The following is a 23,489-nucleotide window of genomic DNA, read 5'->3' on the forward strand; positions in this document are numbered from 1 at the left end:
CATACTACTTGGCTGCCAGGAGGGGAGGTCCAGCGTTCTGTTGACGTTCATTCCAGGAACGTCCGGGTGAACGAAGCTTGAACTCTTGCAAGTTAGGTATATATCTCGGCCAGTGCCCTGTCAGAGTTGCTCGTGGATCACCCCCCTCCCACTCTGAAAGGTCCTCATGAAGCTCCGCGCTCTCCCCGTACTCGCCGGTGCCGCGATCCTCGCGCTCGGCCTCGCCGCCTGTTCCGGCACCGCAGAGGCCACCGGCGCGTCCGGTGCCGACGCATCGTCGACCGCGAGCGGCTTCGCAGTCGACGAGAACACGCTCGTCTTCGGCGTCGTGCCCGACTCGGTCGACACCGAGACGAACTACCAGCCGCTGATGGACTACATCGCCGAGATCACCGGCAAGTCGGTCGAGTATCACGAGTCCACCGACTACGCCGCCCTCATCGAGGCCGCTGTCGCGGGCAAGGTCGACGTCGCCTCGTTCTCGGGCTTCACCTACGTCACCGCCACCAACAACGGCGCCGAGCTCACCCCGATCTCGTCGATCGTCACGGAAGAGGGTCAGGAGCCCGGATACTTCTCGCAGGCGATCGTGCCGGTCGACAGCGACATCTCGAGCATCGAAGACTTCAAGGGCAAGAAGGTCTGCTTCGTCGACCCGTCGTCGACGTCGGGATACCTGTTCCCCTCGTACAACCTGCTCGAGGCGGGCATCGACCCCAAGACCGACATCACCCCGGTCTTCGCGGGAAAGCATGACGTGAGCGTGCAGAAGGTCGGCGAAGGCGTCGAGTGCGAGGTCGGCTTCGCCGAGGACTCCGAGGTCGAGAAGTCGGATGCCGTCAAGGTCATCGACGAGACGATGGTGCCGGGTGCGCCGCTCGTCTACTCGTCGACCCTGCCTGACGACGTCGCGCAGCAGCTCATCGACGGCCTGTCGGAGATCACGATCGACGACATCATCGCCGCCGGCATCGACGGCGCAGACACCGACGCGTTCCGCAGCGTCTTCTTCGCCACGAAGCCGGTCGATGACGCGTACTACGACCTGATCCGCGACATCTGCAAGGAGACCGAAGCGGAGCAGTGCCAGGGCTGACCCCCGGTCGCTGACCCCCAGTCGGCCGAGCGCCCTTCGTCTCATCGCCTCGCTCCAGGCGAGCCCCGAGACGAAGGGCGCTCACCCGCAGACATCGCACCCCACCATCTCCCGAAGCACGCAAGCCCCCCCCAGCACGACCGGCTCCCCCCGAGCACGCAAGCCCCAGCACGACCAGCCCCCCAGCACGACCAGCCCCGAGCACGAAGCGAAGACACTGGAGAACTGACATGAACACGGCATCCGATGCCCTCATCCGCCTGAACGGCGTGACGAAGAACTTCGGCTCGACGACGGCGCTCAAGAACGCGTCGCTGCAGGTCTCGCGCGGCGAGATCGTCGTGCTGCTGGGGCTCTCCGGCTCGGGCAAGTCCACGCTCCTGCGCCACCTCGACGGACTCGAGGTTCCGACCTCGGGTGACATCGAGGTGCTCGGATCCCAGGTGCCGACGCTCAAGGGCAAGGCGCTGCGCCGCCTGCGCAGTCGGGTGGGATTCATCTTCCAGCAGTTCGAGCTCGTGCCCTCGCTCACCGTGCTCGAGAACGTGCTCACCGGATCGCTGTCGGAGGTTCGCGGACCGCGACTCGGGCTCTGGGGCTATTCGAAGGCCGCGAAGCTGCGCGCCCTCGAGCACCTCGACCGCGTCGGACTCCTCGACCGCGCCTACCAGCGCAGCGACACCCTTTCGGGCGGTCAGCAGCAGCGCGTCGCCATCGCCCGCGCCCTGATGCAGAAGCCCGACATCCTGCTCGCCGACGAGCCTGTCGCCTCGCTCGACCCCGAATCGAGCGATCAGGTGATGGCGCTGATCCGCGAGATCGCTGCCGACGAGGGCCTCACCGTCGTCTGCAGCCTGCACCAGGTCGACCTCGCGATCTCGTGGGCCGACCGCATCGTCGGTCTGCGCCACGGCGAGATCGTGCTCGACACCCCCACCGGCGACCTCACCAAGGCCGAGGTCATGGAGATCTACGGCCGAGTGGCCACGACCACCGCAGAGATCCGCGCCGTTCAGGACGAGCTCACCGAGATCGCGGTCGACATCGCCGACATCGACAAGGCCCGAGTCTCGTGACCGTGCTCTCGGACGCACCCTCGGCGCCCGCGGCCCCAGGACGCTCCACCGTCTCCGATCGCGCGCCGCGGCGCCCGATCTCGGCCGAGCGCATCGCCGCCGGACTCACCCTGGTGGCTCTCCTGGTGCTCGGCATCCTCGCGGTCGAAGAGGTCGGCATCTCGATCCCCGCGATGGTGCAGAGCTGGGGCAACGCCGAGAACTTCATGGCCCGTGTCGGCGGACTCTCGTTCCCCGAGCCTGCCGACCTCGCGTGGCTGATCGCCCTCACCGTGGGGCTCGTGCTCGTCGGCACCCTGCTCGCCGCCGTGCTCTCGGTGCCGATCGCGTATCTCGCAGCCTCCAACACGACCCCCGGCGACGGCTGGCGGGCCGCGGCCCGATTCGTGGGAGTGCTCACCCGCGCGCTGCCGGACGTCGTGCTCGCCATGGCGTTCGTGCTCATGTTCTCGCTCGGCACTCTCCCCGGCATCCTCGCCATCGGCATCCACTCGATCGGGATGATCTCGAAGATGTTCGCCGACGCGATCGAGCAGATCGACGAGGGACCCCGGCTCGCGATCCGCGCCGCCGGGGGATCGAAGATGCAGGAGTTCGCCTCGGGGATCCTTCCCCAGGTGCTGCCGAGCTGGGTCGCGACGGTGCTGCACCGCAACGACATCAACCTGCGCGGCAGCGTCGTGCTCGGCTACGTCGGCGTCGCGGGCCTCGGACTCGAGATGTCGTATGCGTTCAAGTCGCTGAACTACGGCAAGGGCCTCGGCATCGCACTGGTCATCTTCATCCTGTGCGTCGCGATGGAGATCGTGTCGAGCCTGGTGCGCGGGGCGATGCTCGGACAGCAGAAGCAGACCCGGTCGTGGATCGATCGCATCATCCACCCTCGGCTCAGCGGCTCGTCGAGCACGAGCACGACCGCACGCCCCGAGTGGGCCGCCAGCCCAGAGACTGCGGTGCGGCGCCCGTGGACGGCAGAGCGCGTGCGCAACACGAGCGGCATCATCGTGGCGGTGCTCGTCGTGATCGGCAGCGTCGTGGTCAGCCAGATCAACTGGCTCGACTTCTTCACCTTCTGGGCCAAGCTCCCCGAGGTCGCCGCGAAGTTCTGGCCGCCGTCGTTCGGCAGCTACGAGGCATCGGCGATGTTCGCCGCCATGCGCGACACCGTTGCGATCGCACTCGCCGCGACCGTGCTCACCCTGCTGCCGTCGCTGATCCTCGGCTCGCTCGCGGCGAGCAACGTCGCACTCAGCCCTGGTGCACGCGGCGTCGCGCGGTTCCTGCTCGTCGGCATCCGCGGCATCCCCGAGCTGATCCTCGCGATCGTGCTCGTCGTGATCACCGGGCTCGGTGCGCAGGCGGGCGTCATCGCGCTCGCCATCGGCGGCATCGGACTGCTCGGCAAGCTGATCGCCGACTCTCTCGAAGAGGTCGACCGCGGCCCCGAGCGGGCGCTGCGCGCGGTCGGCGCCACTCGCCTGCAGACCTACACCTCGGCGACCGTGCCGCAGGGCATGCAGGCGCTGATCGGGCACAGCTTCTACATGCTCGACACGAACATCCGCGCGGCGACGATCCTCGGCATCGTCGGCGGCGGCGGAGTCGGCTACTACCTGCTCAACGCCAGCCAGGGATCGCGCTACGAGACGGTCACCGCGATCGTGCTGATGATCCTCGTCACCGTGCTCGTCGTCGAAGGACTCGCGATGTGGATGCGCAAGGTGTTCCGATGAACGGCACGCAGCACAGCAGCACGCAGCGCAGCGGACTCACCGACAGCGCTGATCTCGTCGTCGTCGGCTCTGGCATCATCGGCCTCGGCGCGGCCTACGCCGCGGTTCGACGGGGCCTCACGGTGATCGTCGTCGACAGGGCGGATGCCCCGGTGGGGGCGACGATCCGCAACTTCGGCCATCTCTGCATCGGCGCGCAGACCGGCGAGGCGCGCCGCTATGCCGACCGCTCTCGCGACCTGTGGCTGCGCCTCGCTCACGACGCGGACTTCTGGCTGCGCGAATCCGGCACGCTGGTCGCCGCCCGTCACGCAGACGAGATCGCGGTGCTCGAACAGGCGGCGGCCGACGGCGGCATCCGGATGCTGGAGACGGACGAGCTGCTGCGTCTCGCCCCGCTCCGTGCCGAGGCGATCGTCGGCGGCGCGCACATCGAGACCGACCTGCAGACCGATCCGCGCACCGCCGCGGCAGCGATCGTTCGGCACCTCGCAGCGCACGGAGTCGACTTCCGCTTCCGCACAGCGGTGACCTCGGTCGCCGGGCGACGCGTCGAGACGACGAGGGGCGCCCTCACGGCCGGCGTCGTGGTCGTCGCGGTCAATCACGACGTCGACCAGCTGCTGCCCGAGGTGGCAGAGCGCGTCGGTGCCGAGCGATGCGCGCTCGACATGATGCGAGCGGCGGTGACGTTGCGGCATCCGCTCGCCGCCCCGCTGCTGACCGGCTGGTCGCTCGTGCGGTACGGACGCTTCGCCGACGGAGCGGCGGCCGTCGCGCTGCGTGAGCGCCTGCATTCCGAGCGCCCCGACCTCGCGGCACTCGACCTCAACCAGATGTACACGCAGCTGCCCGACGGCACGCTCATCATCGGCGACTCGCACGCCACGTCGAGCGCGCCAGAGCCGTTCCAGCCGGAGGCGGCGTTCGCCGCGTTCCTCGCCGAGGCCGAGGCGCTGTTCGACATGCCGGCACCGCGGGTGCTGGAGCGCTGGCAGGGCGTCTATGCGAAGGCGCAGCACGAATTCCTCATCGACAGGGTCGAAGAGGGGGTGCTGGTGCTCGCCGCGACCACCGGCATCGGAATGACCACGGGTCTGGGGCTCGCCGAAGAGAATCTCACCGCCGCCTTCGGGTGGGCACCCGCAATGGAAGGAACCTCATGACCACGCAACTCTCCGCACCTCCGGCACTCGAACTCGTCGTGCTCGACATGGCCGGCACGACCGTGCTCGACGACGGGGTCGTCGAGACGGCGTTCCAGCGCGCCGCCGAGCGCACCGGAGTCGCAGATCGGATGCCGTGGGACGACGCTCTCGCCCACGTGCGCGCGACCATGGGGCAGTCCAAGATCGACGTCTTCACGCACCTCGCGGGTGGCGACCGGGCCGCAGCCGAACGGGCGACGGCGGCGTTCGAGCGCGCCTACGCCGAGATCGTGGCCGAACAGGGCGTCACCGAGATCCCCGGGGCGGCGGATGCGATTCAGGGCCTGAAGGATGCCGGTCTGACCGTCGTGCTCACGACTGGGTTCGCTCCGTTCACCCGCGACGCGCTGATCGACGGTCTCGGCTGGAACGACCTCGTCGACCTGGCGCTCTCGCCGGTCGATGCCGGACGGGGCCGCCCTGCGCCCGACCTCGTGCTCACAGCGCTGATCCGCACGCAGACCTCGTCGGTCGCGTCGGTCGCCGTCGCAGGAGACACCGTCAGCGATGTCGAATCAGGGCGCCGCGCCGGTGCCGGCTTCGTGGCCGGTGTGCTCACGGGCGCCCACGACTCGAGTGCCCTCGAACTCGCCGGCGCCGACGTCGTGCTCGCAGACGTGACGCGTCTTCGCAGCGCGCTGGCCGAGCGCGGGCTGCTTCCGCTCGTGCCCACCGCCTGAGGTCTGACATGGGAACCCTGCTGATCCGACCTCCAGGCCATCGCCGCGACGTCACTCTGCGCCCCGCGGCCATAGCGATGGTGTGGATCGGCGAAGGCCACCCGCACGAGACCATCGCGGTGCCCGGCGTCGCTCTCGGCGAGAACGACGTGCTCATCGCGGTCGAGATGTCGACCATCTGCGGGTCCGACATGCACACGGTGCAGGGTCGCCGATCGGCTCCGGTGCCCCTGGTGCTCGGCCATGAGAGCGTCGGCCGCGTGATCGCCATGGGCGATGCCGGGGCGGTCGCCGTCGACGGCACACCGGTGCGCATCGGTGACCGGGTCGTCTGGTCGGTGACCATCTCCTGCGGCACCTGCGACCGGTGCGCACAGGGCATGTCGCAGAAGTGCCGCACGCTGGGCAAATACGGCCACGACCGCATCGGCGTGCACGGCGATCTCACCGGAGCCTTCGGCACGCACGTCCAGGTGCGAGCGGGCACCGCGATCGTGCGGGTGCCCGAGTCGCTGCCCGCCTCGGTGCTCGCGCCGGCATCCTGCGCGACCGCGACCGCCTGGGCTGCCGTCGCCAGAGCGGCACGCGATCACGACCTCGAGGGCGCAACCGTGCGCATCCATGGGGCAGGACTCGTCGGACTCTCGGCCGCCGCGATCGCCGTCGAACTGGGCGCGACGGTCGAGGTGCTCGACCCCGCGCCCGCACGGCTCGCTCTGGCGGCGCGTTTCGGTGCCGGCCGCATCGATCGCGACCCGGACGTCGTGATCGAGGCCTCGGGACATGCCGTGTCGGAGGCGCTTGCGGGCGTCGGCACCGGGGGCACGGTCGTGCTCGTCGGAAGCGTCTTCCCTGCCGAGCCCGTGCCGCTCGACGCCGAGAGCATCGTGCGTCGGCTGGTGACCGTCACCGGCGTGCACAACTACACCGGAGCCGAACTGGCCGAGGCTGTCGGGTTCCTCGCCGGACGAGGACGCGCCTACCCGTTCGCGGATGCGGTCGGCGAGGTGCGGCAGCTCGCGGCCATCGACGAGGCGATCGCCGCGGCATCCGCTCCCGGTGCGCCGCTGCGCATCGGCCTCGTGCCGGGGCGCTGAATTCGGAGCGATTCGCGGGAGCGCCTCAGCTGACTGCCTCGTCCTGCACGGTCGACGCCGACCGTGAGCGGCGAGGGCCCGCGGGCCTGATCCCCTCGGCATGGAAGGCGAGCAGCCGCATCGCGGTGTCGACCGTCTCGTCGAGCACGTCCTGCGGATCGCCGGTGAGCGCCAGCATCCGATGACCGACTCCGTCGCCCGTCGCCCACCCGATGAAGACGGTGCCGGGGTCGTGCCCGCCCTCGGCATCGGGGCCTCCGACGCCGGTGGTCGAGATGCAGACGTCGGCGTCGAAGAGCCGTCGCGCGCTCTCGGCGAGATGCTCGGCGCACTCGGCCGAGCACGGGTCGGTTCCCGGTGTGAGACCGAGCAGGCTCTCTTTGACATCGGTGAGGTAGGCGACGATGCCGCCGGCGAACCAGTCGCCAGCATTGTTACCCGCGCCGATCGTGCTCGCCAGACGGCCCGAGGTCAGAGACTCGACGACGCAGATGCGCAGCCCGCGCTCAGCGGCGACCTCGCTCAGGTGATCCAGCGACGACTGCTCGGCCGTCACTTCTCCTCAGCGGAGTCGGCGTGCGTCGGCGCGTCCGATTCGATGTTCGCCTCGTCGGAGTAGTCGGGCCGCGGCGGCTGCAGGGGCTGATCGGAGTACTCCCCGCCGAGGCGTCCGCCGAAGGGGCGACCGTGATCGGCGAACTCGTCGCGGGCGTAGACGAGCTCCCACTCGCCGACAGTGAAGCGCGCACCCGTGCGCAGTGTCTGCGATCGGTCACCCGGGTGCGTGGCGGTGGCGTCGGGGTTGCTGTTCATCTCGCCCGCGCCGTGCAGCTCGAGCACGTACTCGTCGCGGTCGTCGTGCGTGATGGTCGCGTGCACGGGGTCGGCGCCCTCGAGTCGCAGCTCGTTGTCGGCGGCCGAGCCGATGCGCACCACGTCGATCTCGAGCGCGAACTCGGAGCGCTCTCCGTCGCGGGTGACCCGCAGGCGGGGGTTGCCCTCGCCGAACTCGGCGTGAGTGGTCGTGGGGGTGTAGCCCTCGTCGGAACGGTCGTCGATGTGTCGTGCGTTCATGGTGGGTCTCCTCGCAGTCCCTGTCAGGATATGCGACCGACGATTCGCACGCAGGGGGTTGACTTCGGTGCCGGTTTCCGCGACGTGATGAGCCCGTCCGTTGACATAATATTCAGGGCGAAGACCCGGACACCTGAGGAGACGCGGAATGGGCAAGTTCATCTACGAGGGCAGCGTGAAGACCGAGATCGAGGACCGCGCTCTCACTCACCTGCAGCTCGTGATGACCGCCAAGCTGCGCCGCGCGGAGCCTTTCCCGTTCAGCTGGCGCGAGGACGCCAGCGTCGGAGGCGGCCGCACGACCGTGTGGGTTCAGCCGGGCAGTTCGCTCGTCTTCAAGTACTTCGGCAGCCGGCAGCCGTCGATCAACCGGGCCTGGATCGAAGCGCTCGCATTCACGGCCAACGCTCCGAGCGGTCTGTATCTGGTTCCCGAGCCGCAGGAGACTCCCGCCGCCACCGGCGAAGACGCGCCGCCCGCTCCCACGGCCTGAGCGGGTCGAGACACCCGTTCGCCTGCCACGCCGCGATCCTCGATCGCGGCGAAGATTGTCAACCCCCTGCCGAGGGCGTCGGGAGGCCGCGAGTCTCGATTGACGCCCGACCCACGCCACGAACGGTGGCCGCGAGTCGCGAGGAAGAGGAGACACCATGGCAGACAGCACGCCCGACCCCCGCAGCCAGCACCGCCAGGAGGAGTTCCCCGCGCAGCAGCAGGACCAGCCGGGGCTGACCGACCAGATGCGCCCGGTTCCCGACCACGGCGAGAAGTCGTACGTGGGTCACGCGCGGCTCGAGGGTCGTCGAGCCCTGATCACCGGCGGCGACTCGGGAATCGGCCGGGCCGTCGCGATCGCCTTCGCCCGCGAGGGAGCCGACGTGGCGATCGTGCACATGCCTGAGGAGCAGTCGGATGCCGATGAGACGATCGAACTCGTCCGCGCCGAAGGCAGGCAGGGGCTGAGCCTCGCCGGGGATCTGCGCGACGAAGCGTTCGCGACGGAGGTGGTCGCAGAGACGAGGAGCAGCCTCGGCGGGTTGGACATCCTGGTGCTCAACGCCGCATATCAGCACGACATCGACGGCTTCGAGAACCTCGAGACCGACAGGATGCGGCGCGTGTTCGAGACGAACCTGTTCGCTCTGCTGTACTCGGCGAGGGCCGCGTACCCGCATCTGGAGCCGGGCTCGAGCATCATCGTGACGTCGTCCGTGCAGGCCTTCGAGCCCTCGCCCAACCTCATCGACTACGCGATGACGAAGGCGGCGCAGGTCGCGTTCGTGAAGGCGCTCGCCGAGGAGGCTGGCGAGCGTGGTATCCGCGTGAACGCCGTCGCTCCCGGGCCCATCTGGACGCCGCTGATCCCGGCCACCGGATGGAGCGACGAGCGTGTGAAGACCTTCGGCTCCGACACGCCTCTCGGCCGCGCCGGGCAGCCGGCGGAGCTCGCCGGCGCGTATGTGTACCTCGCCTCGGCCGAGTCGTCGTTCACCTCCGGCGCGGTGCTCGCGGTCACCGGAGGCAAGCACCTCTGATCGCCCGAATTCGCGGCCACCTCCCTGCGCCGTAGGCTGGCGGGGTGAAGCAGTCCGCGTCGTCTCGCCCGCTCGTGGGCGTGGCACTCGTCGTCTGCTCCTGCCTGTCCCTGCCGTTCGGGGCGGCGGTCGCGGCACAGCTGTTCCCGGTGCTCGGCCCGTGGGGAGTGACCTCCCTGCGCGTCGCGATCGCGGCGTTGCTGCTGGTCGCCATCGTGCGCCCGCGACCGGTGCGCTGGACGAAGGCCCAGTGGCTCGCCGCCTTGCTGTTCGGAGTCTCGCTCGCCGCGATGAACGGCTTCTTCTACGCGGCCATCGACCGCATCCCGCTCGGACCGGCCGTCGCGATCGAGTTCCTCGGACCGCTGGTGCTGGCGGCCGTGCTGACCCGACGCCTCGCCGATGCCGCCTGGGTGGGCGTCGCGTTGCTCGGCATGGTGCTGCTATTCGTCGACGGACTGATCGGCGCCGAGCCGCTCGACCCTCTGGGCGTCATCTTCATCCTCATCGCGGCGGCTTTCTGGGCCATGTACATCCGCATGAGCGCCCGAGTCGGAGCGATCATCCCCGGCACCAGCGGGCTCGCGGTCGGGCTCGTCGTGGCTGCGGTGCTGCTGATCCCGGTCGGGGTGCCGGCGGCCGTCACCGTCGCGGGTGACATGCAGCTGCTCCTGCTCGCCGCGGTCACGGCTGTGCTGTCGTCGGTGATTCCCTACAGCTTCGAGCTCGCGGCACTCCGCCGTCTGCCGCAGCGCGTGTTCGGCGTGCTGCTGAGCCTGGAGCCCGCGTTCGCGACGCTCGCAGGGTGGCTGATCCTCGGGCAGTCGGCGACGCCGCTGAGGATGCTCGCGATCGCGCTGGTCGTCGCTGCGAGCATCGGCACGACTCTCGGCGTGCGGCGTCAGCGCCGCCGCGCCGATGCCGCCGCACGAGACGACGACACCAGCGCGGACGGTGAGGGCCGCGGCGACGAGACCGGGCCGTTCACGGCGCCGATCCCGCTGCCCGAGTGAGCGTCGAACGTCAGGCGCTGACCCCGGCCGGCACGGGCAGGGGATAACGACGCCGCAGCAGCATGCGCTGCACCAGCGTCCAGACGACGGTGACCGTGAGGTAGAGCGCGGCTGCCAGTGGCACGAACACGGCGAACACGGCCGTCAGATAGTGCAGCGCGCTCGTCACCCTCAGCATCGTCGGGGAGTTCAGCGGTGAATCGTCATCGACCGGCGCCGGCCGGAAGACCCGCCGCGTGATCTCGGCCACCGCGATCATCACGACGATCAGGGCGCCGAACACCAGCAGCGTCTCAGGCGTCGCGGTGCCGCCGAAGACGGCCGAGACGAGGCTCGTGCCCAGCGGCGCACCGAACAGGTCGTGTGTGAGCAGGTCGTTGGCGTGCCCCGCGATGTCGGGGCGGATGAACAGCGTGTACAGGATGCCGACGACCGGCGCCTGGGCGAGGACGGGCAGCATGCCGGCGAACGGAGACGTGTTCTCGGAGCGATAGAGCTCGAGCATCTCCTTCTGCAATCGTTCGGGGTTCTTCTTGTGGCGGCGCTGCAGCTCGCGCAGTCGGGGCGCGAGGCGCGCCCTGGTCTGCTCGGCCTTCGCCTGTGAGACGCCGACGGGAATCAGCAGGGCGCGCACGAGAAGCGTCACGAGCACCACAGCGAGGGCTGCGGCGGATGCCCCGGCGAGAGGTTCGAGCAGCGAGGAGAGCCCGGCGAGGGCGCCGTACGCCGCATCGAGGAGGAAGGTCAGGGGTGGGAAGGCGAAGATGTCCATGGAAGTCCGTTCGTGTGTCGGGAAGGGTCGGCGAAAGCCGCGCAGTCCCGTACGAGGACGGACTACGCGGGAACGGCGACTCCCGGCGCACGAGGGCGCGGGTGACCGGCGGCATCAGGATCGCTCTGCGCGAGCAGCGTCGAGACGTCGATCGCGCGAAGCGGATGCGGAGCGGTGCCCGGCGAGGGCGGTGCCAGGCTCAACGCGACGACGATCGTGAGCGTCGTGAGGGCGATCAGCGCGATCGCCACACCGAGGGCAGCGGCATCGGGCACCGCGATGATCCCGAGCGCGGCCGCGACGAAGCCGAGCATCTGCCCGAACCACTCGCTCACGCGCGCCTCCCTGATCCCTCACGCCGAGAATATCACCGGCATCCGAGCACGGGATCGGTCGTCCCCGATCGCCTCGGAGCGGGGGAGCGGGGATAGCCTCGACACATGACTGATCTGCGTGCGCTGCTCGGCATCGAACACCCCGTCTTCCTCGGTCCGTTCGGCGGGCTCTCGTCGGTCGCGCTCGCCGCAGCCGTCAGCGAAGCAGGTGGGCTCGGCGGCTTCGGGCTGTACGGCTACGACGGCGACCGCATCCGCTCGATCGTCTCGTCGTTGCGAGAGGCGACCTCGCGCCCGTTCGCCGTGAACATCTGGCTGCCGACCGGCGACGAGGTCGAGCCGAACCCGCAGCACACCGTGTTCGCGCAGGCGCTGCAGCCGTTCTACGACGCAGTCGGCCTCGAGGTGCCGGCACGCCCCGAGCGATACGTGCCCCCGCTCGACGAGCAGCTCGACGCGATCTGGGAGTCGGCGCCGCCCGTGCTCAGCACGGTCTTCGGCATCCCCTCCGGCGAACTCGTCGAGGAGGCGCATCGGCGCGGCATCCGCGTCGTGGCGACAGCGACGACGGTCTCCGAAGCCGCAGCTCTCGACGAGGCGGGGGTCGACGCCGTCATCGCGACCGGCTTCGAGGCCGGAGGTCACCGCGTGTCGTTCCTGCGACCGGCCGAGGAGTCGCTCGTCGGCACCTTCTCCCTCGTGCCGCAGGTCGTCGACGCCGTCGATGTGCCGGTCATCGCGGCCGGCGGCATCGCTGATCGGCGCGGCGTCGCAGCCGCCTTCGCGCTCGGTGCTTCGGGCGTGCAGGTCGGCACGGCCTTTCTGGCGACCGCCGAGTCGGCTGTGAACCAGGCGCATCGCGACGCCATCCGTTCGACACCCGCCGACGGCACCGTTCTCACGCGGGCGATGAGCGGCCGCCTCGCCCGCGGGGCGCGCAACCGTGCGGTGCGGGCGATCGAGGCGAGTGGAACCATCGCCCCGTTCCCGATGCAGAACTGGCTCACCGGGCGATTCCGGGCTGCGGCGGGCGAGCAGAACCTCGGCGAGCTGCAGTCGCTCTGGATGGGTCAGGGCGCACCGCTCGCCCGCTATGCGACCGCTGCGGAGGCCTTCGCCGAGCTGGTCGCCGGGGTGCCGCAGAAGCCCTGAATCAGAGGATGACGGTCGAGCGGCCGTGCACGATCACACGGTCCTCGGCATGCCACTGCACGGCGCGCGCGAGCACGAGGCGCTCGACATCGGCGCCGCGGCGCTGCAGCTCGGCCGCCGACTCGGAGTGCGTGACGCGCGTGACGTCCTGCTCGATGATCGGTCCCTCGTCGAGGTCGGCCGTCGCGTAGTGGGCGGTCGCCCCGATCAGTTTGACGCCGCGGTCCTTCGCCCTGGCATACGGGTTGGCCCCGATGAAGGCGGGCAGGAACGAGTGGTGGATGTTGATGACGGGGGCGCCGAGACCCGTGATGAAGTCGTCGCTCAGGATCTGCATGTATCGGGCGAGGACGACGAGATCGACGTTGCCGCGGAGCATCTCGAGCTGACGCTGCTCCATCGCCTGCTTGTCGCCCGAGGGGATGTGCACGAACGGCACTCCGAACGAGCGCACCGACTCGGCGAGGTCGGGGTGGTTCGAGACCACCATCGTCACGTCGATGTCGAGCTGGCCGCGCTGCGTGCGCCACAGCAGCTCCATCAAGCAGTGGTCGTACTTCGACACGAAGATCGCGACCCGCTTGCGGCGGGCGGTGTCGTGCAGCGACCACTCCATGCCGAAGCGCTCGGCGATCGGCGCGATGTCGGCCTCCAGCGCCGTGCGGGCGGCTGAGAGCCCGGGCAGGTGGATCACGGTGCGCTGGAAGAACCGACCACCCTCGGAGTCGGTGGAGTGCTGGTCGAGGGAGATGATGTTCGCGCCGTGGGCGGAGAGCACTCCGGCGACGGCGGCGACGATGCCGGGCTGATCGTCGCAGGCGATCAGCAGGCGGGCGGTGTCGGGCTGAGACATGGGGGGCTCCTCGGGGGTGTGCATCGATTCTGCCGTGGATGCGACCACCGGGCGAATCGTCGCTGCCGGGTCGCTACTCTGGGAGCGTGGACGCGGGCGATCTCGGACTGGTGCTGATCCCGCTGCTCGCCGTGGCAGCGCCGCTGCTCGCGCGCGGCATCCGACCGGTCATCCGGGTGCCGATCATCGTGTTCGAGCTCGTGTTGGGGATTCTCGCGGGGCCGGCCGTGCTGGGCTGGGTCGAGCCGACGCCCATCCTCGAGAAGCTCAGCGACTTCGGTCTCGCGATGCTCTTCTTCATGGCCGGGTCCGAGATCGACTTCCGCGCCGTCTCAGGGCGCCCGCTCGCGCGGGCCTCGATCGGCTGGGGCATCAGCGTCGTGCTCGGCATAGCGATCGGCTTCTTCCTCGCACCCGGCGAGGGGATGGTCGTGATCGCCATCGCCCTCAGCTCCACCGCACTGGGCACGCTGATGCCGATCCTGCGGGACGCGAAGGAGACGGACACCCCGTTCGGCCGTGCGGTCACCGTGATCGGGGCCGTCGGCGAGTTCCTGCCGCTGATCGCGATCTCGCTCTTCCTCAGCACCCGCACCACGCCGCTCGCCACCGCGGTGCTGCTGGCCTTCGTGGCGCTGGCCGGGTTCGCCGTGCTGATGGCCCATCGGATGCAGCACGGGCGTCTGCACGCGTTCGTGCGCGCCACACTGCACACCTCAGACCAGTTCGGCGTGCGCTTCGTGCTGCTGCTCATCGCGTCGCTGGTCGGTCTCAGCGTCATGCTCGATCTCGACATGCTGCTCGGTGCGTTCGTCGCGGGAGCGATCTGGCGCATCATCATGGCGCGGGCGCCCGAGAAGGACGCAGCGGCGATGGAGACCAAACTCGAGGCCATCGCGTTCGGCCTCTTCGTGCCGATCTTCTTCCTGTACACCGGCGTGAACTTCGACCTCGAGGCGCTCACCAGCTCGTCGTCGGCGATGCTGATGCTGCCGCTGTTCCTCGTCGCGCTGCTCGCACTGCGCGGCACCACCGCGCAGCTCTCCGCCCCGCCGGGCGCGAGCGTCAGGGACCGCACGGCGCTCGGGCTGCTGGCCGCCACGGGCCTGCCCATCATCGTCGCCGTGACGGCCATCGGGGTGGATCAGAAGATGATCGACACCGGCACGGCCGCAGCGCTCGTCGGGGCGGGGATGCTGTCGGTGCTGCTGTTCCCGCTGCTCGGCATGCTGCTCCGCGGTGACGCAGCGCGCCTGGTCGACCCCACACTGGTTCGCGCGACACCCCAGGGCGAGCTGTGACGACGGCATCCGCGCTGATCGCCGAGGCGGTGCGCGCGCTCTCTGGCCTGCCGCAGGAGGGGCTCGGCGAAGAGCGCGAGTCGCGGTGGCGCGGGCGCCGCATCGTGCGCGTGGGTGCGGCTTGGCACATCGGAGTGCTGCTGCTCACCGATACGCATGCTCTGGCGACCGCCGAGGTGCTGCGCGCTGCGGACCCCGGCCGCCGCGGCTACACGGCCGAGTCCGCGCGTGAGCGCGCCGAGCGACGCGCGCTGGCGCTGAAGGGCGGGTTCGACGAGGGCGACGTCGTGCACGTCGGGTGGTCGGTGATCGACCTCGACGCGGTGGATGCAGGTGGGTCATCGGGCCCGCTCGCGATGATCGACGAGGTTCCTTCGGTGCGGTGGAGCAGCGCCGGAGGATGGATGCCGTTGGAGGCATACCTTCGCGAACGTGTGGAGCTGCTGCGCGGCTGAGGCCGCAGGCCGTCTGGCGCGGGTCGCCTGACGCTGATCCGCTCGGTGTCAGGCTGCGGCGAACGTCTGCGCGAAGCGGCGCAGCAGAGCCGCGCCCTCTGTGACCGATGCCGAGAGCACCTGCCCCTGCACGGCGTCGAACTCGTCGGGGTCGAAGTATCCGGTGGTGCGGTAGAACGTCATCCGATCGGCGAAGTCCCTGGGGGTCGGCTCAGGGTGGAACTGCGCCGTGTAGAGGTGAGTACCGACCCGATAGGCCTGCACCGGGCAGGTGTCGTTCGTCGCGAGCAGCACTGCACCCTGCGGCAGAGCGGCGGCACTCTCCTTGTGGGCGGTGAAGACGGTGAGGGCGGGGGAGCTCGGGCCGAACACCGGATCCGCTGCGCCGGCCTCGGTCGTCTCGATCACGGTGGCGCTGGCCCTCTCAGGGGTGTCCGTGGTGACCTCGCCACCCAGCATCCGCGTCACCACGCCGATGCTGAAGCAGGTGAAGAAGACCGCGATCCGGCCCTCGATGGCTCGTCGAGCGATGTGCTCGAGATCTGCTTCGACGCGGAGCTGCACTGCAGACTTCTCGGCGTCGCTCACGTTGAAGGGCGAGCCGCCGACCACGACACCGCTGTACCGTGCGAGGCGGGCAGGGTCGAGGGGTTCGGTGAGCAGGTCGAGGCGGTCGACGACGTCGACGCCGAGCGCCCGCCGGAACGAGGCGTGCTCGGCATCCGCCGCCCCGAGCTCGGGGCGCACACAGACGTAGAGAAGCGAGACCACCACGAGAGTCTAACGACGACGGGAGGGGGCCGCCGTCACCGTGGTCATCGAGACGTCACGCTCGAGTCATCGTGACGAGTTGGATGTGCGACCGCGCACGATTCCGATGAACGTCTCGACATCGGGGGTCGTGTGGTCGCGGTGCCAGGCCAGGGCGACCGTCGACGTCGGACCGTCGACCAGAGGCCGGTGGTCGACATCCTTGCGATGGTGCATCCGCGCGAGCGACATGGGGACGATCAGGATCCCGGTTCCGGTGGCAGCGGTCGCGATGGCTTCTTCGACCGGCAGCGACGCGAACGACGGTGAGACGGCACCGGGGATGTCGATCGGACCCAGCGGGCCGTCGGTGGGGATCATCACGATCTCACCGGCGAGGTCGGCGATGGTCAGCTCGTCGGCCACGAGCAGGTGCGAATCGATCGAGGCGACCACGACGGGCACTTCGTCATACAGGGTGATGACGTGCAGGGGCTCGTCGGCCAGCGGCAGGCGCACCAGCGCCGCGTCGAGGCCGTCGAGCGCCTCGCGCTGATCGGCGACCTCGATCGGCACGAGTTCGACCGGCACGTGCGGCATGCGCTGCTTCCAGGCGTCGATCCACTTGCCTGGCGTGGCGCCCGGGATGACTCCGAGCCGGAACGTGCGCGGCTCGTCGGATTCGGGTTCCGGCGCATCGAACACGACCTTGGCGGTCTTCTTCGGCGGCTTGGGCGGCGGGAATCGCTGTGCCGGTGCCGCCCTGTTGCGTCGCACGGGCGAGCCTTTGCCGGCACGCCCTGCCGGTCGTCGTCCCTGAGTCGCCATGTGCTCCAGGATACCCGGCGCAGGCGGTGAGACGGTCTGAGATCGCGGCCGTGATCAGGCCGCGAGCCACAGCCCCTTCGGGTCGGTGGCGACCGTCAGTCCGGCGGCGACCGTCTCGTCGTCGCCGATGCGAGCGCCGCGCACGATGCGGGCACCTGCCCCGACTTCGGTGCGGACCCCGATGTGCGCGCCGTCTCCGACGGCAGCGCCCTGGCCGATGTGTGCGTGCGCGTCGACGTGCGCACCCTCGCCGATCACGGCATCCGGTTCGATCCATGCGCCGCGGGCGATGGTCGCTCCCGCGCCGATACGCGCGCCGGGTTCGATGTAAGCGCCCGCCTCAACATGCGCCTTCGGATGGACCTTCGCGCCATGCGCGACGAGACCGCGACCGTTGGCGTGCTTGCGATACCGCAGCGTCGCGCCCTGGTCGTTCTCGATGTCGACGTAGTTCTTGCCCACGATTCCTCCCCGTGTTCCGGAGTGCTCCGGATATATCAATAACCACGGGTGTGCCAGATTCATTCCCGAGCATGGATGCGGGTCATCGCTGACACGCGGGGCACCAGAAGGTGATGCGCTCACGGGTCGGATCCGCACCCAGTTCGCCCCGCTTGATGAGGGTTCCGCAGCGACGGCAGGGCTTGCCGGCACGGCCGTAGACCCACGTTCCCTGGCCGGGTCGATCGACTCCGGTGAAGGTCCGGTGCCGACGGTCGCGGTTTGCTCGGATCGTGCGCACGCCGAGGTCGAGCAGCGCGGGCACGTCGACCTCCGGCGCGGGGGTGGTCGGCAGGATCCCGCGCAGGAACAGGAGTTCGGCGGCGTACTCGTTGCCGAACCCTGCGACGTTGCGCTGGTCGAGCAGGGCGACGTGGATGCTGCGGGAGTCGGCGCTCACGCGTCTGGCGGCTTCGGCGGCGTCCCAGTCGGGGCCGAGGGGATCGGGCCCGAGGTATCCGACGAGCTCGTCTTCGTCGCGGGTCGGCACCACCTCGATCTCGGCGAGGTCGATGCCCACCGCCTCTCGCTGCGCGGTGCCGACGATCGCGCGCACCTTGAACGCCGGATGCCGCCACTTCTCACCCGCCCGGTAGACCAGCCAGGCCCCATCCATGCGCAGATGGGAATGCAGTGTGCTGTCGCCGATGCGCAGCAGCAGGTGCTTGCCGCGGGCGATCGAGGAGACGATCGGCTGACCCGTCGGATCGAGGGTCGCGAAGCGCGGGACGCGGAGGTCGAAGCGCGCCACCTCGGCGCCGACCAGCGCCTCGTCGAGACGTCTGGCCGTGCGGAAGACGGTGTCGCCCTCCGGCATCAGACGTGCCCTGATCCGGCGGGCGGCGGCAGGGGCGCGGAGACGCTGCCCGGTGCGGGCGGTGCGGGCGGTGCGGGCGGTGCGGGCGGTGCGGACTGAGGCTGTGCGGGCTGAGGCTGTGCGGGCTGAGGCGGTGCGGACTGAGGCGGTGCGGGCTGCAGCGGGGTCTGCTGCGGCAGGGGAGTGCGCTCCAGCATGGTGCGGGCGAGAGTCGTGGCGCCTGCGACGGCGGCGGGCATGACGGCGACCGCACCGCCGGGAATCAGGAAGCACAGCTGCGTCGCGACGCCGAAGCCGAGCACCCGCGCGCGATTGCCGCGGAACAGCACCGCACGGTCGGCAGGAGTGAGTTCGCGGGCGTCGAAGGCCCGTTGCGTGAGCTCGCGTGCGAGCATCCGCCCCGACAGCACGACGCCGCCGACCGCCGCGAGGATGCCTCCCACGAGCGGGACGAGCCCGAGCAGCAGCACGAAGATCGCGATCAGGATGCCGAGGAGCACCAACCGCAGTCCCTCACCGACCGCCATCCAGAATCCGCCGCCGTCGGAGGGCGGCGCGTCGCCGAGGTCAGCCTCGACCGCACGCCAGATGCGCTGATAGAACGGGTCGCCGATGGCCAGGGCGAGGGCGCTGAACACGGCGCTCGCGAGAGCGAGGGCAGCGGCGAAGATCACGATGCCGACAGCGGCTCTGAAGACGGATCGCCAGGCGGGGATCCAGCCGTCTGCGAAGGGTGTGATGGCGTCGGAGATCGGCGCGAGCGACAGGGCGAGCGGCACGAGACCGGCGAGCAGCACCACCGCCGCGATGAGTCCCGGCACGAGTCCGAGGGCCATCAGGCCGGGGCGCCGTCGCCAGGTGCCGAAGCCGCGCAGCAGAGTGCGGATGCCGTAGACGAACTCCCCGATCATGCGTCCAGCCTAGGAGGGCATCGTTCCTCTGGCGACCGCGCGCAGCATCCGAACATCCACCGCGACCAGCGATGCGACGTGAAGAGTGGCCGGAACGCGGGTGCCGTCTCCGACGACGACGGTCGTGCAGCCGGCGGCCATGGCGGATGTCGCGCCGACGACGGAATCCTCGAGTGCGACGCATCGGTGCGCCGGAAGGCCGAGAGCCTCGGCGGCGCGCAGGTAGGGATCCGGCGCGGGTTTCGTGCGCGGGGTGTCGTCTGCCGTCACGATCACGTCGAACACCGAGAGGTCGACGGTCTGCGCGAATCGCTCCACCCAGTGCCGGGGGGAGGAGGTCACGAGAGCCAGCGGCACCTGTGCGGCTGCGAGTGCGACCAGCAACGGTCGAGCGCCGGGTGTCCAGGAGACGCCGCCGGCATACGCCTCGAGCGACCGTCGATCGAGCTCCTCAGCGACCGCCGACGTTGTCATCTCGAGCGACAGGCGGCTGCGCAGGGTGGCCGCCGCGCGGTGGAGGTCGAGGCCCTCCAGGGCTGAGACGAGAGCGGGGTCGTTCGCCCCGCTGTGCCGACGCACGAACTCTTCGACGACGACCAGCCAGGTGCTCTCGGTGTCGAGAAGCGTGCCGTCCATGTCGCTGAGCACTGCCCACTCGGCTCGTGGCGCATCAGCTGAGCGCGGCGTTCGGTCGAGCATGGGGCGTCCTCCGGTCTGCGACCTCGAGGGACCGCTCAGCCCATCCGACCGGACGAGGCGAGCGGCACGGCGTCCGTCCGAGAACTCCCGGTGAACGCCCGTCGGCCGGCGGCTGAAGTCCGATGGACAGGTGCGTGCACGTGTGCAGCGCGCTGGTCGGCAGAGGACTTTCCACCCGCCGAGCGCGGATACGCTGACGGCGGCGTGCCAGCCCTGTTCCGGGCGGCGAGGTCGGGAGGAGACGTCACATGCATCGCTATCGACAGATCGCGCGCGATCTGAGCATCCAGATCATCGACGGGGCGTTCGACGAGGGCGGGATGCTGCCGCCCGAGGAACAGCTCTCCCGCACCTACGGAGTCTCCCGCGGCACGGTGCGCAACGCGCTCGTGCTGCTCGCCCGTCAGGGAGCGATCGCGCCCCGCCGCGGATCGGGATGGCTCGTGCGCACCACCGTGCAGAGTCAGCGCCTCTCGGAGATGCGGTCGTTCGCGCAGTGGGCGCGGAGCCGCGGGATGGAGCCAGGGGGACGAGTGGTGTCGCAGCGCCGCAGAGCCCCCACAGCCCTCGAGCTGAGGCAGCTGCGCGGTGGGTCCCGCGCCGGTGACGTGCTCGAGGTCGTGCGACTGCGCCTGCTCAACCGACGCGTCGTGATGCTCGAGCGCACGGCCTATCCCGCGTGGATCGCGCCGATGATCGAAGCGCTGTCGCCTGAGGAGTCGTCGGTCGTCGGCGCGCTCGAAGAGCGCCACGGCGTGCGCATGGTGCACGGGGAGCACTCGATCGATGCGATCGCCGCGTCCAGCGAAGACGCGCGGCTGCTCGAGGTGCGGCGCTCGAGCCCCCTGCTCCGCGTGAATCGGGTCAGCTACGCGGCAGACGGTCGCGCCATCGAAGCGGGGGACGACCGGTATCTGGCAGACACCATGTCGTTCCAGGTGCAGGCATCTCTGCAGGGCACCTCTCTGACGAGACAGGCCAACTGAGGCGAGCCGACGACCCGCCTATCGAACCGGCCGGGTCCTCTGCGGTGGACTGCTGTGCGCACGCGTCCAGCAGGATCCGGCCGAGGAGTCCGGATGTGGCCGTCCGTTCACCTTCCGTGCATCCGCGGTTGGGTGTCCGCGGCGACGCTCGAGACATCAGCCCATTCGTCTCGAAAGGACGACACCCATGCATCCCTTCCGACCTCAGACCCGAACCAGGGGTGTCGCCCTGGTCGGCGTCGCACTGTCCGCCGTGCTGGTCGCCAGCCCGATCGCCGCGAGTGCGCAGGTGCCGACCCCGGTGCCCCACGAGGTGGTCGCGGCCGCCGAATCGTCGTTCCAGATCCCGACCGGCGCTCTCGTCGCCGGCAGCACGGTGCGCATCGAGTACGCGACCGACAGCCCCGACGACACGAACTGGATCGGGTTCTACCGCGACGGCGAGGTTCCCGGTGGTGACGGTCAGACCTCGGTCACCTGGATGTATGCGCCCGGTGCGTCGGGATCTGTCGAGCTCGAGGTTCCTGCCGCGGCCGGCGTCTACACGGTCTGGTACCTCGCCGCAGACGGCTATGAGTCCCTTGCGCCGCAGCAGACCGCGACCGTGAGCGCTGCCGACGGCGAGCTGATCCCCGGCGACCCTGCGGCCGTCGTCGACATCGCGCCGGTGACCACGGTCGTCACGACCGATGGCGTTCTGCTGCGCGAGGGCTTCGACGCGGGACTGCCCGAGAGCTGGTCGGTGGAGTCCGCCTCGACGATGGACGGCGTCGGCACCGCCGACTACCGAGGCTGGTCCGCCACGACGCGTGACGAGTGGACGGCGGATGTCGACGAGATGCGCGCACGTTTCGCCCGCCCGCTCGCAGGCTTCGCAGTCGCCGATGCGCAGCAGTTCGGTGCGCAGCCGTTCTCGTCGACGATGACCAGCGCCGCCGTCGACGTCGAGTACCTGCGGTCGCTGGAACTCTCGTTCGACAGTCACTACCGCGGTGCCCCCGCGCAGACAGGTGTCGTCCGCGCGAGCTTCGACGGAGGCGACTGGGCGGAGGTGCTGCGCCTCGACTCCGCATCCGTGGCCGACGGCTACGACCCGCTGCAGCTGAACTACATGCAGGAGATCGGGATCGACGTTCCGGTCGGTGCCGCCGAGGTGCGATTCCAGTGGCAGCTCGACGCACCGGATGCGGGCTCGCGCTACTGGGCGATCGACTCGGTGACCGTGCGTCAGGGTGCGCTCGCGACCGAGCAGGCGGCGACGACGCTGTGGACGGTGTCGGACATCCAGGGGCACCCTCAGGACTTCGAACACGGCCTCAACGATCTGCACGAGCTCGCTCCCGACCCCGCGGGTCTGCTGATCGTCGGAGACCTCGTGAACTCCGGCACGCCGACCGAATGGGACGAGATCTACCAGGTCATGGAGAACACGATCGCGATCCGGCCCGAAACCACCGTCGCGTCGATCGGCAACCACGAGCGCTATGCGAGTGGAGGTTTCGCGGCGAACTTCGAGCGTTTCCTCGCGTTCGCCGAGCGCGACAAGGCGTATGCCGAGTACGTGCTCAGCGGCCCGGGTGGGCAGGTCCCGGTGATCACGATCGGTCAGGAGATCAGCGGGCCGTCGGACGTCGCGATGACCGACGAGCAGGTGGACTTCCTCGAGGAGCGCCTCGCGCACTGGACGGCACAGGGCTCGCAGGTGATCGTCAACACGCACTTCCCGCTCGGAGACACCGTCTCGGCCTCGTGGATCCCCTGGTATCACGACCATCACCTGATGAACGATCGCCTCACGAGCATCCTCGGCAACTACCCGAACGCGGTCGTCTTCAGCGGCCACACCCACTACCCCGCGACGCTGGGTGACTGGGCGGTGCAGCGCCGCACGGCGGACGGCCACCCCGACGGCTTCTGGTCGGTCAACACGGTGGCGATGCACGTGGGCTGGGATGCTCGCGGCGAGAACACCGAGGGCATCAGCGAGGTCACGATCGGCGACGTCAACAACGGCCTGATCGTGGAGTCTTACGGCGATCGCATCGTGGTCAAGGCGCTCGATTTCTTCGCCGATGAGCAGATCCGCGAGGTCACCATTCACAACCCGCTCACGCCGTATGCGGCTGACGTCGTCCCGGTCTCCGAGCGGCCCGCGGACTACTCCGCTGTCGACGAGGCTCTCGCAGAGGTGCCGGCCGACCTCAGTCCCTTCACCGCTGACAGCGTCGCCGCGCTGAACCGCGCGATCTCCGCTGTCGAGCGGGAGCTGACCGCAGCCGACCAGCCCGAGGTGGATGCGATGGCAGCGGCGATCCGCGCCGCGATCGACGGACTGGTGCGCATCGAGGACGAAGGACCCGGCGCTGATCCCGGTTCTGGCCCTGACTCCGGCTCGGGGTCGGGCGCTGGTTCTGGTTCTGGTTCCGGTTCCGACGAGGGGGCGGCCGACGGCGACCTTGCGACCACCGGCTATGACCCCGGTGTCACCTGGGTCCTCGCACTCGGGCTGCTCGGTCTGGGCGGAGTGATCCTCCTGGTGAGACGCCTCGTCGCGCGTCGCTCATCGTCAGATGCTGCGGAATCTAAGCTGCTGAGCTGACGCTCTGCGTTGCAGTCG

25 protein-coding genes are annotated in these 23,489 nt (G+C 69.7%); 14 read left to right on the top strand and 11 right to left on the bottom strand.

The window, feature by feature from the left end; all coding sequences use genetic code 11:
- Nucleotides 1–166 precede the first annotated feature (166 nt).
- The 6 genes from RQG82_RS08660 to RQG82_RS08685 all read left to right on the top strand — a co-directional run bounded on the left by RQG82_RS08660 (nucleotide 167) and on the right by RQG82_RS08685 (nucleotide 6,890).
- Nucleotides 167–1,096: a phosphate/phosphite/phosphonate ABC transporter substrate-binding protein gene (locus RQG82_RS08660; RefSeq protein WP_311258687.1), complete on the top strand. Its 930-nt coding sequence runs from the start codon at nucleotides 167–169 to the stop codon at nucleotides 1,094–1,096.
- A gap of 230 nt (nucleotides 1,097–1,326) precedes the next feature.
- Complete coding sequence (gene phnC, locus RQG82_RS08665; protein WP_311258688.1) at nucleotides 1,327–2,172, top strand: phosphonate ABC transporter ATP-binding protein; 846 nt, start codon at nucleotides 1,327–1,329, stop codon at nucleotides 2,170–2,172.
- The gene (gene phnE, locus RQG82_RS08670) at nucleotides 2,169–3,905 is read left to right on the top strand and encodes a phosphonate ABC transporter, permease protein PhnE (RefSeq protein WP_311258689.1); all 1,737 of its coding nucleotides are present in this window, start codon (nucleotides 2,169–2,171) and stop codon (nucleotides 3,903–3,905) included. Before phnC ends, phnE begins: the two co-directional genes overlap by 4 nt.
- Entirely contained in the window at nucleotides 3,902–5,071 is a 1,170-nt protein-coding gene (locus RQG82_RS08675) for a TIGR03364 family FAD-dependent oxidoreductase (RefSeq protein ID WP_311258690.1), read from the top strand. Before phnE ends, RQG82_RS08675 begins: the two co-directional genes overlap by 4 nt.
- Entirely contained in the window at nucleotides 5,068–5,793 is a 726-nt protein-coding gene (locus RQG82_RS08680) for an HAD family hydrolase (RefSeq protein WP_311258691.1), read from the top strand. The genes RQG82_RS08675 and RQG82_RS08680 overlap by 4 nt, the downstream gene beginning before the upstream one ends.
- A gap of 8 nt (nucleotides 5,794–5,801) precedes the next feature.
- Nucleotides 5,802–6,890, top strand: coding sequence for an alcohol dehydrogenase catalytic domain-containing protein (locus tag RQG82_RS08685; protein WP_311258692.1), 1,089 nt, complete (start codon nucleotides 5,802–5,804; stop codon nucleotides 6,888–6,890).
- Nucleotides 6,891–6,915: 25 nt separating this feature from the next.
- Here the strand turns inward: RQG82_RS08685 and RQG82_RS08690 are convergent, their stop codons facing one another.
- Both RQG82_RS08690 and RQG82_RS08695 read right to left on the bottom strand, forming a co-directional pair.
- The gene (locus RQG82_RS08690) at nucleotides 6,916–7,446 is read right to left on the bottom strand and encodes a CinA family protein (protein WP_311258693.1); all 531 of its coding nucleotides are present in this window, start codon (nucleotides 7,444–7,446) and stop codon (nucleotides 6,916–6,918) included.
- Complete coding sequence (locus RQG82_RS08695) at nucleotides 7,443–7,964, bottom strand: FHA domain-containing protein (protein ID WP_311258694.1); 522 nt, start codon at nucleotides 7,962–7,964, stop codon at nucleotides 7,443–7,445. The genes RQG82_RS08690 and RQG82_RS08695 overlap by 4 nt, the downstream gene beginning before the upstream one ends.
- Before the next feature lie 148 nt (nucleotides 7,965–8,112).
- Here RQG82_RS08695 and RQG82_RS08700 point away from each other — a divergent pair, with 148 nt between their 5' ends.
- The 3 genes from RQG82_RS08700 (at nucleotide 8,113) to RQG82_RS08710 (ending at nucleotide 10,512) form a co-directional block, all read left to right on the top strand.
- Nucleotides 8,113–8,457, top strand: a complete 345-nt coding sequence (locus RQG82_RS08700) for an ATP-dependent DNA ligase (protein WP_311258695.1) — start codon at nucleotides 8,113–8,115, stop codon at nucleotides 8,455–8,457.
- A gap of 157 nt (nucleotides 8,458–8,614) precedes the next feature.
- Nucleotides 8,615–9,499 (top strand): SDR family oxidoreductase, encoded by an 885-nt coding sequence (locus tag RQG82_RS08705; protein ID WP_311258696.1) that lies wholly within the window; start codon nucleotides 8,615–8,617, stop codon nucleotides 9,497–9,499.
- Nucleotides 9,500–9,543: 44 nt separating this feature from the next.
- Complete coding sequence (locus RQG82_RS08710; RefSeq protein WP_311258697.1) at nucleotides 9,544–10,512, top strand: EamA family transporter; 969 nt, start codon at nucleotides 9,544–9,546, stop codon at nucleotides 10,510–10,512.
- Nucleotides 10,513–10,522: 10 nt separating this feature from the next.
- Here RQG82_RS08710 and RQG82_RS08715 read toward each other — a convergent pair whose 3' ends face one another.
- A complete protein-coding gene (locus RQG82_RS08715) occupies nucleotides 10,523–11,284 on the bottom strand; it encodes a membrane protein insertase YidC (RefSeq protein WP_311258698.1) in 762 nt (253 codons plus the stop codon).
- A gap of 62 nt (nucleotides 11,285–11,346) precedes the next feature.
- On the bottom strand, nucleotides 11,347–11,619 hold the full coding sequence (locus tag RQG82_RS08720; protein ID WP_311258699.1) for a DUF6412 domain-containing protein: 273 nt from the start codon (nucleotides 11,617–11,619) through the stop codon (nucleotides 11,347–11,349).
- A gap of 105 nt (nucleotides 11,620–11,724) precedes the next feature.
- Here RQG82_RS08720 and RQG82_RS08725 point away from each other — a divergent pair, with 105 nt between their 5' ends.
- Nucleotides 11,725–12,771, top strand: a complete 1,047-nt coding sequence (locus RQG82_RS08725; protein WP_311258700.1) for a DUF561 domain-containing protein — start codon at nucleotides 11,725–11,727, stop codon at nucleotides 12,769–12,771.
- 1 nt (nucleotide 12,772) lies between these two features.
- On the opposite strand, the gene purU is transcribed toward RQG82_RS08725, so the two are convergent.
- Entirely contained in the window at nucleotides 12,773–13,624 is an 852-nt protein-coding gene (gene purU / locus RQG82_RS08730; protein WP_311258701.1) for a formyltetrahydrofolate deformylase, read from the bottom strand.
- Between the two features lie 86 nt (nucleotides 13,625–13,710).
- On the opposite strand from purU, the gene RQG82_RS08735 reads away from it, so the two are divergent.
- Nucleotides 13,711–14,925 (top strand): cation:proton antiporter, encoded by a 1,215-nt coding sequence (locus RQG82_RS08735; RefSeq protein WP_311258702.1) that lies wholly within the window; start codon nucleotides 13,711–13,713, stop codon nucleotides 14,923–14,925.
- Nucleotides 14,922–15,380, top strand: a complete 459-nt coding sequence (locus RQG82_RS08740; RefSeq protein ID WP_311258703.1) for a glutaminase — start codon at nucleotides 14,922–14,924, stop codon at nucleotides 15,378–15,380. Before RQG82_RS08735 ends, RQG82_RS08740 begins: the two co-directional genes overlap by 4 nt.
- Before the next feature lie 48 nt (nucleotides 15,381–15,428).
- Here the strand turns inward: RQG82_RS08740 and RQG82_RS08745 are convergent, their stop codons facing one another.
- The 6 genes from RQG82_RS08745 to RQG82_RS08770 form a co-directional block, all read right to left on the bottom strand.
- Nucleotides 15,429–16,151 (bottom strand): glutamine amidotransferase-related protein, encoded by a 723-nt coding sequence (locus RQG82_RS08745; RefSeq protein ID WP_311258704.1) that lies wholly within the window; start codon nucleotides 16,149–16,151, stop codon nucleotides 15,429–15,431.
- Nucleotides 16,152–16,217: 66 nt separating this feature from the next.
- Nucleotides 16,218–16,958, bottom strand: a complete 741-nt coding sequence (locus RQG82_RS08750) for a LysR substrate-binding domain-containing protein (RefSeq protein ID WP_311258705.1) — start codon at nucleotides 16,956–16,958, stop codon at nucleotides 16,218–16,220.
- A 54-nt stretch (nucleotides 16,959–17,012) separates the two neighbouring features.
- Entirely contained in the window at nucleotides 17,013–17,420 is a 408-nt protein-coding gene (locus RQG82_RS08755; RefSeq protein WP_042540126.1) for a DapH/DapD/GlmU-related protein, read from the bottom strand.
- An 82-nt stretch (nucleotides 17,421–17,502) separates the two neighbouring features.
- Nucleotides 17,503–18,276: a DNA-formamidopyrimidine glycosylase family protein gene (locus RQG82_RS08760; protein WP_311258706.1), complete on the bottom strand. Its 774-nt coding sequence runs from the start codon at nucleotides 18,274–18,276 to the stop codon at nucleotides 17,503–17,505.
- Nucleotides 18,276–19,187: an EI24 domain-containing protein gene (locus RQG82_RS08765; RefSeq protein ID WP_311258707.1), complete on the bottom strand. Its 912-nt coding sequence runs from the start codon at nucleotides 19,185–19,187 to the stop codon at nucleotides 18,276–18,278. Before RQG82_RS08765 ends, RQG82_RS08760 begins: the two co-directional genes overlap by 1 nt.
- Nucleotides 19,188–19,196: 9 nt before the next feature.
- On the bottom strand, nucleotides 19,197–19,886 hold the full coding sequence (locus tag RQG82_RS08770) for an HAD family phosphatase (RefSeq protein ID WP_311258708.1): 690 nt from the start codon (nucleotides 19,884–19,886) through the stop codon (nucleotides 19,197–19,199).
- 248 nt (nucleotides 19,887–20,134) lie between these two features.
- On the opposite strand from RQG82_RS08770, the gene RQG82_RS08775 reads away from it, so the two are divergent.
- Nucleotides 20,135–20,872: a GntR family transcriptional regulator gene (locus RQG82_RS08775; protein ID WP_311258709.1), complete on the top strand. Its 738-nt coding sequence runs from the start codon at nucleotides 20,135–20,137 to the stop codon at nucleotides 20,870–20,872.
- Nucleotides 20,873–21,059: 187 nt separating this feature from the next.
- Nucleotides 21,060–23,471 (top strand): DUF4073 domain-containing protein, encoded by a 2,412-nt coding sequence (locus tag RQG82_RS08780; protein ID WP_311258710.1) that lies wholly within the window; start codon nucleotides 21,060–21,062, stop codon nucleotides 23,469–23,471.
- Nucleotides 23,472–23,489: the final 18 nt, after the last annotated feature.

It is taken from the genome of Microbacterium sp. WCS2018Hpa-9 (assembly GCF_031843745.1).
Lineage (GTDB): Bacteria > Actinomycetota > Actinomycetes > Actinomycetales > Microbacteriaceae > Microbacterium.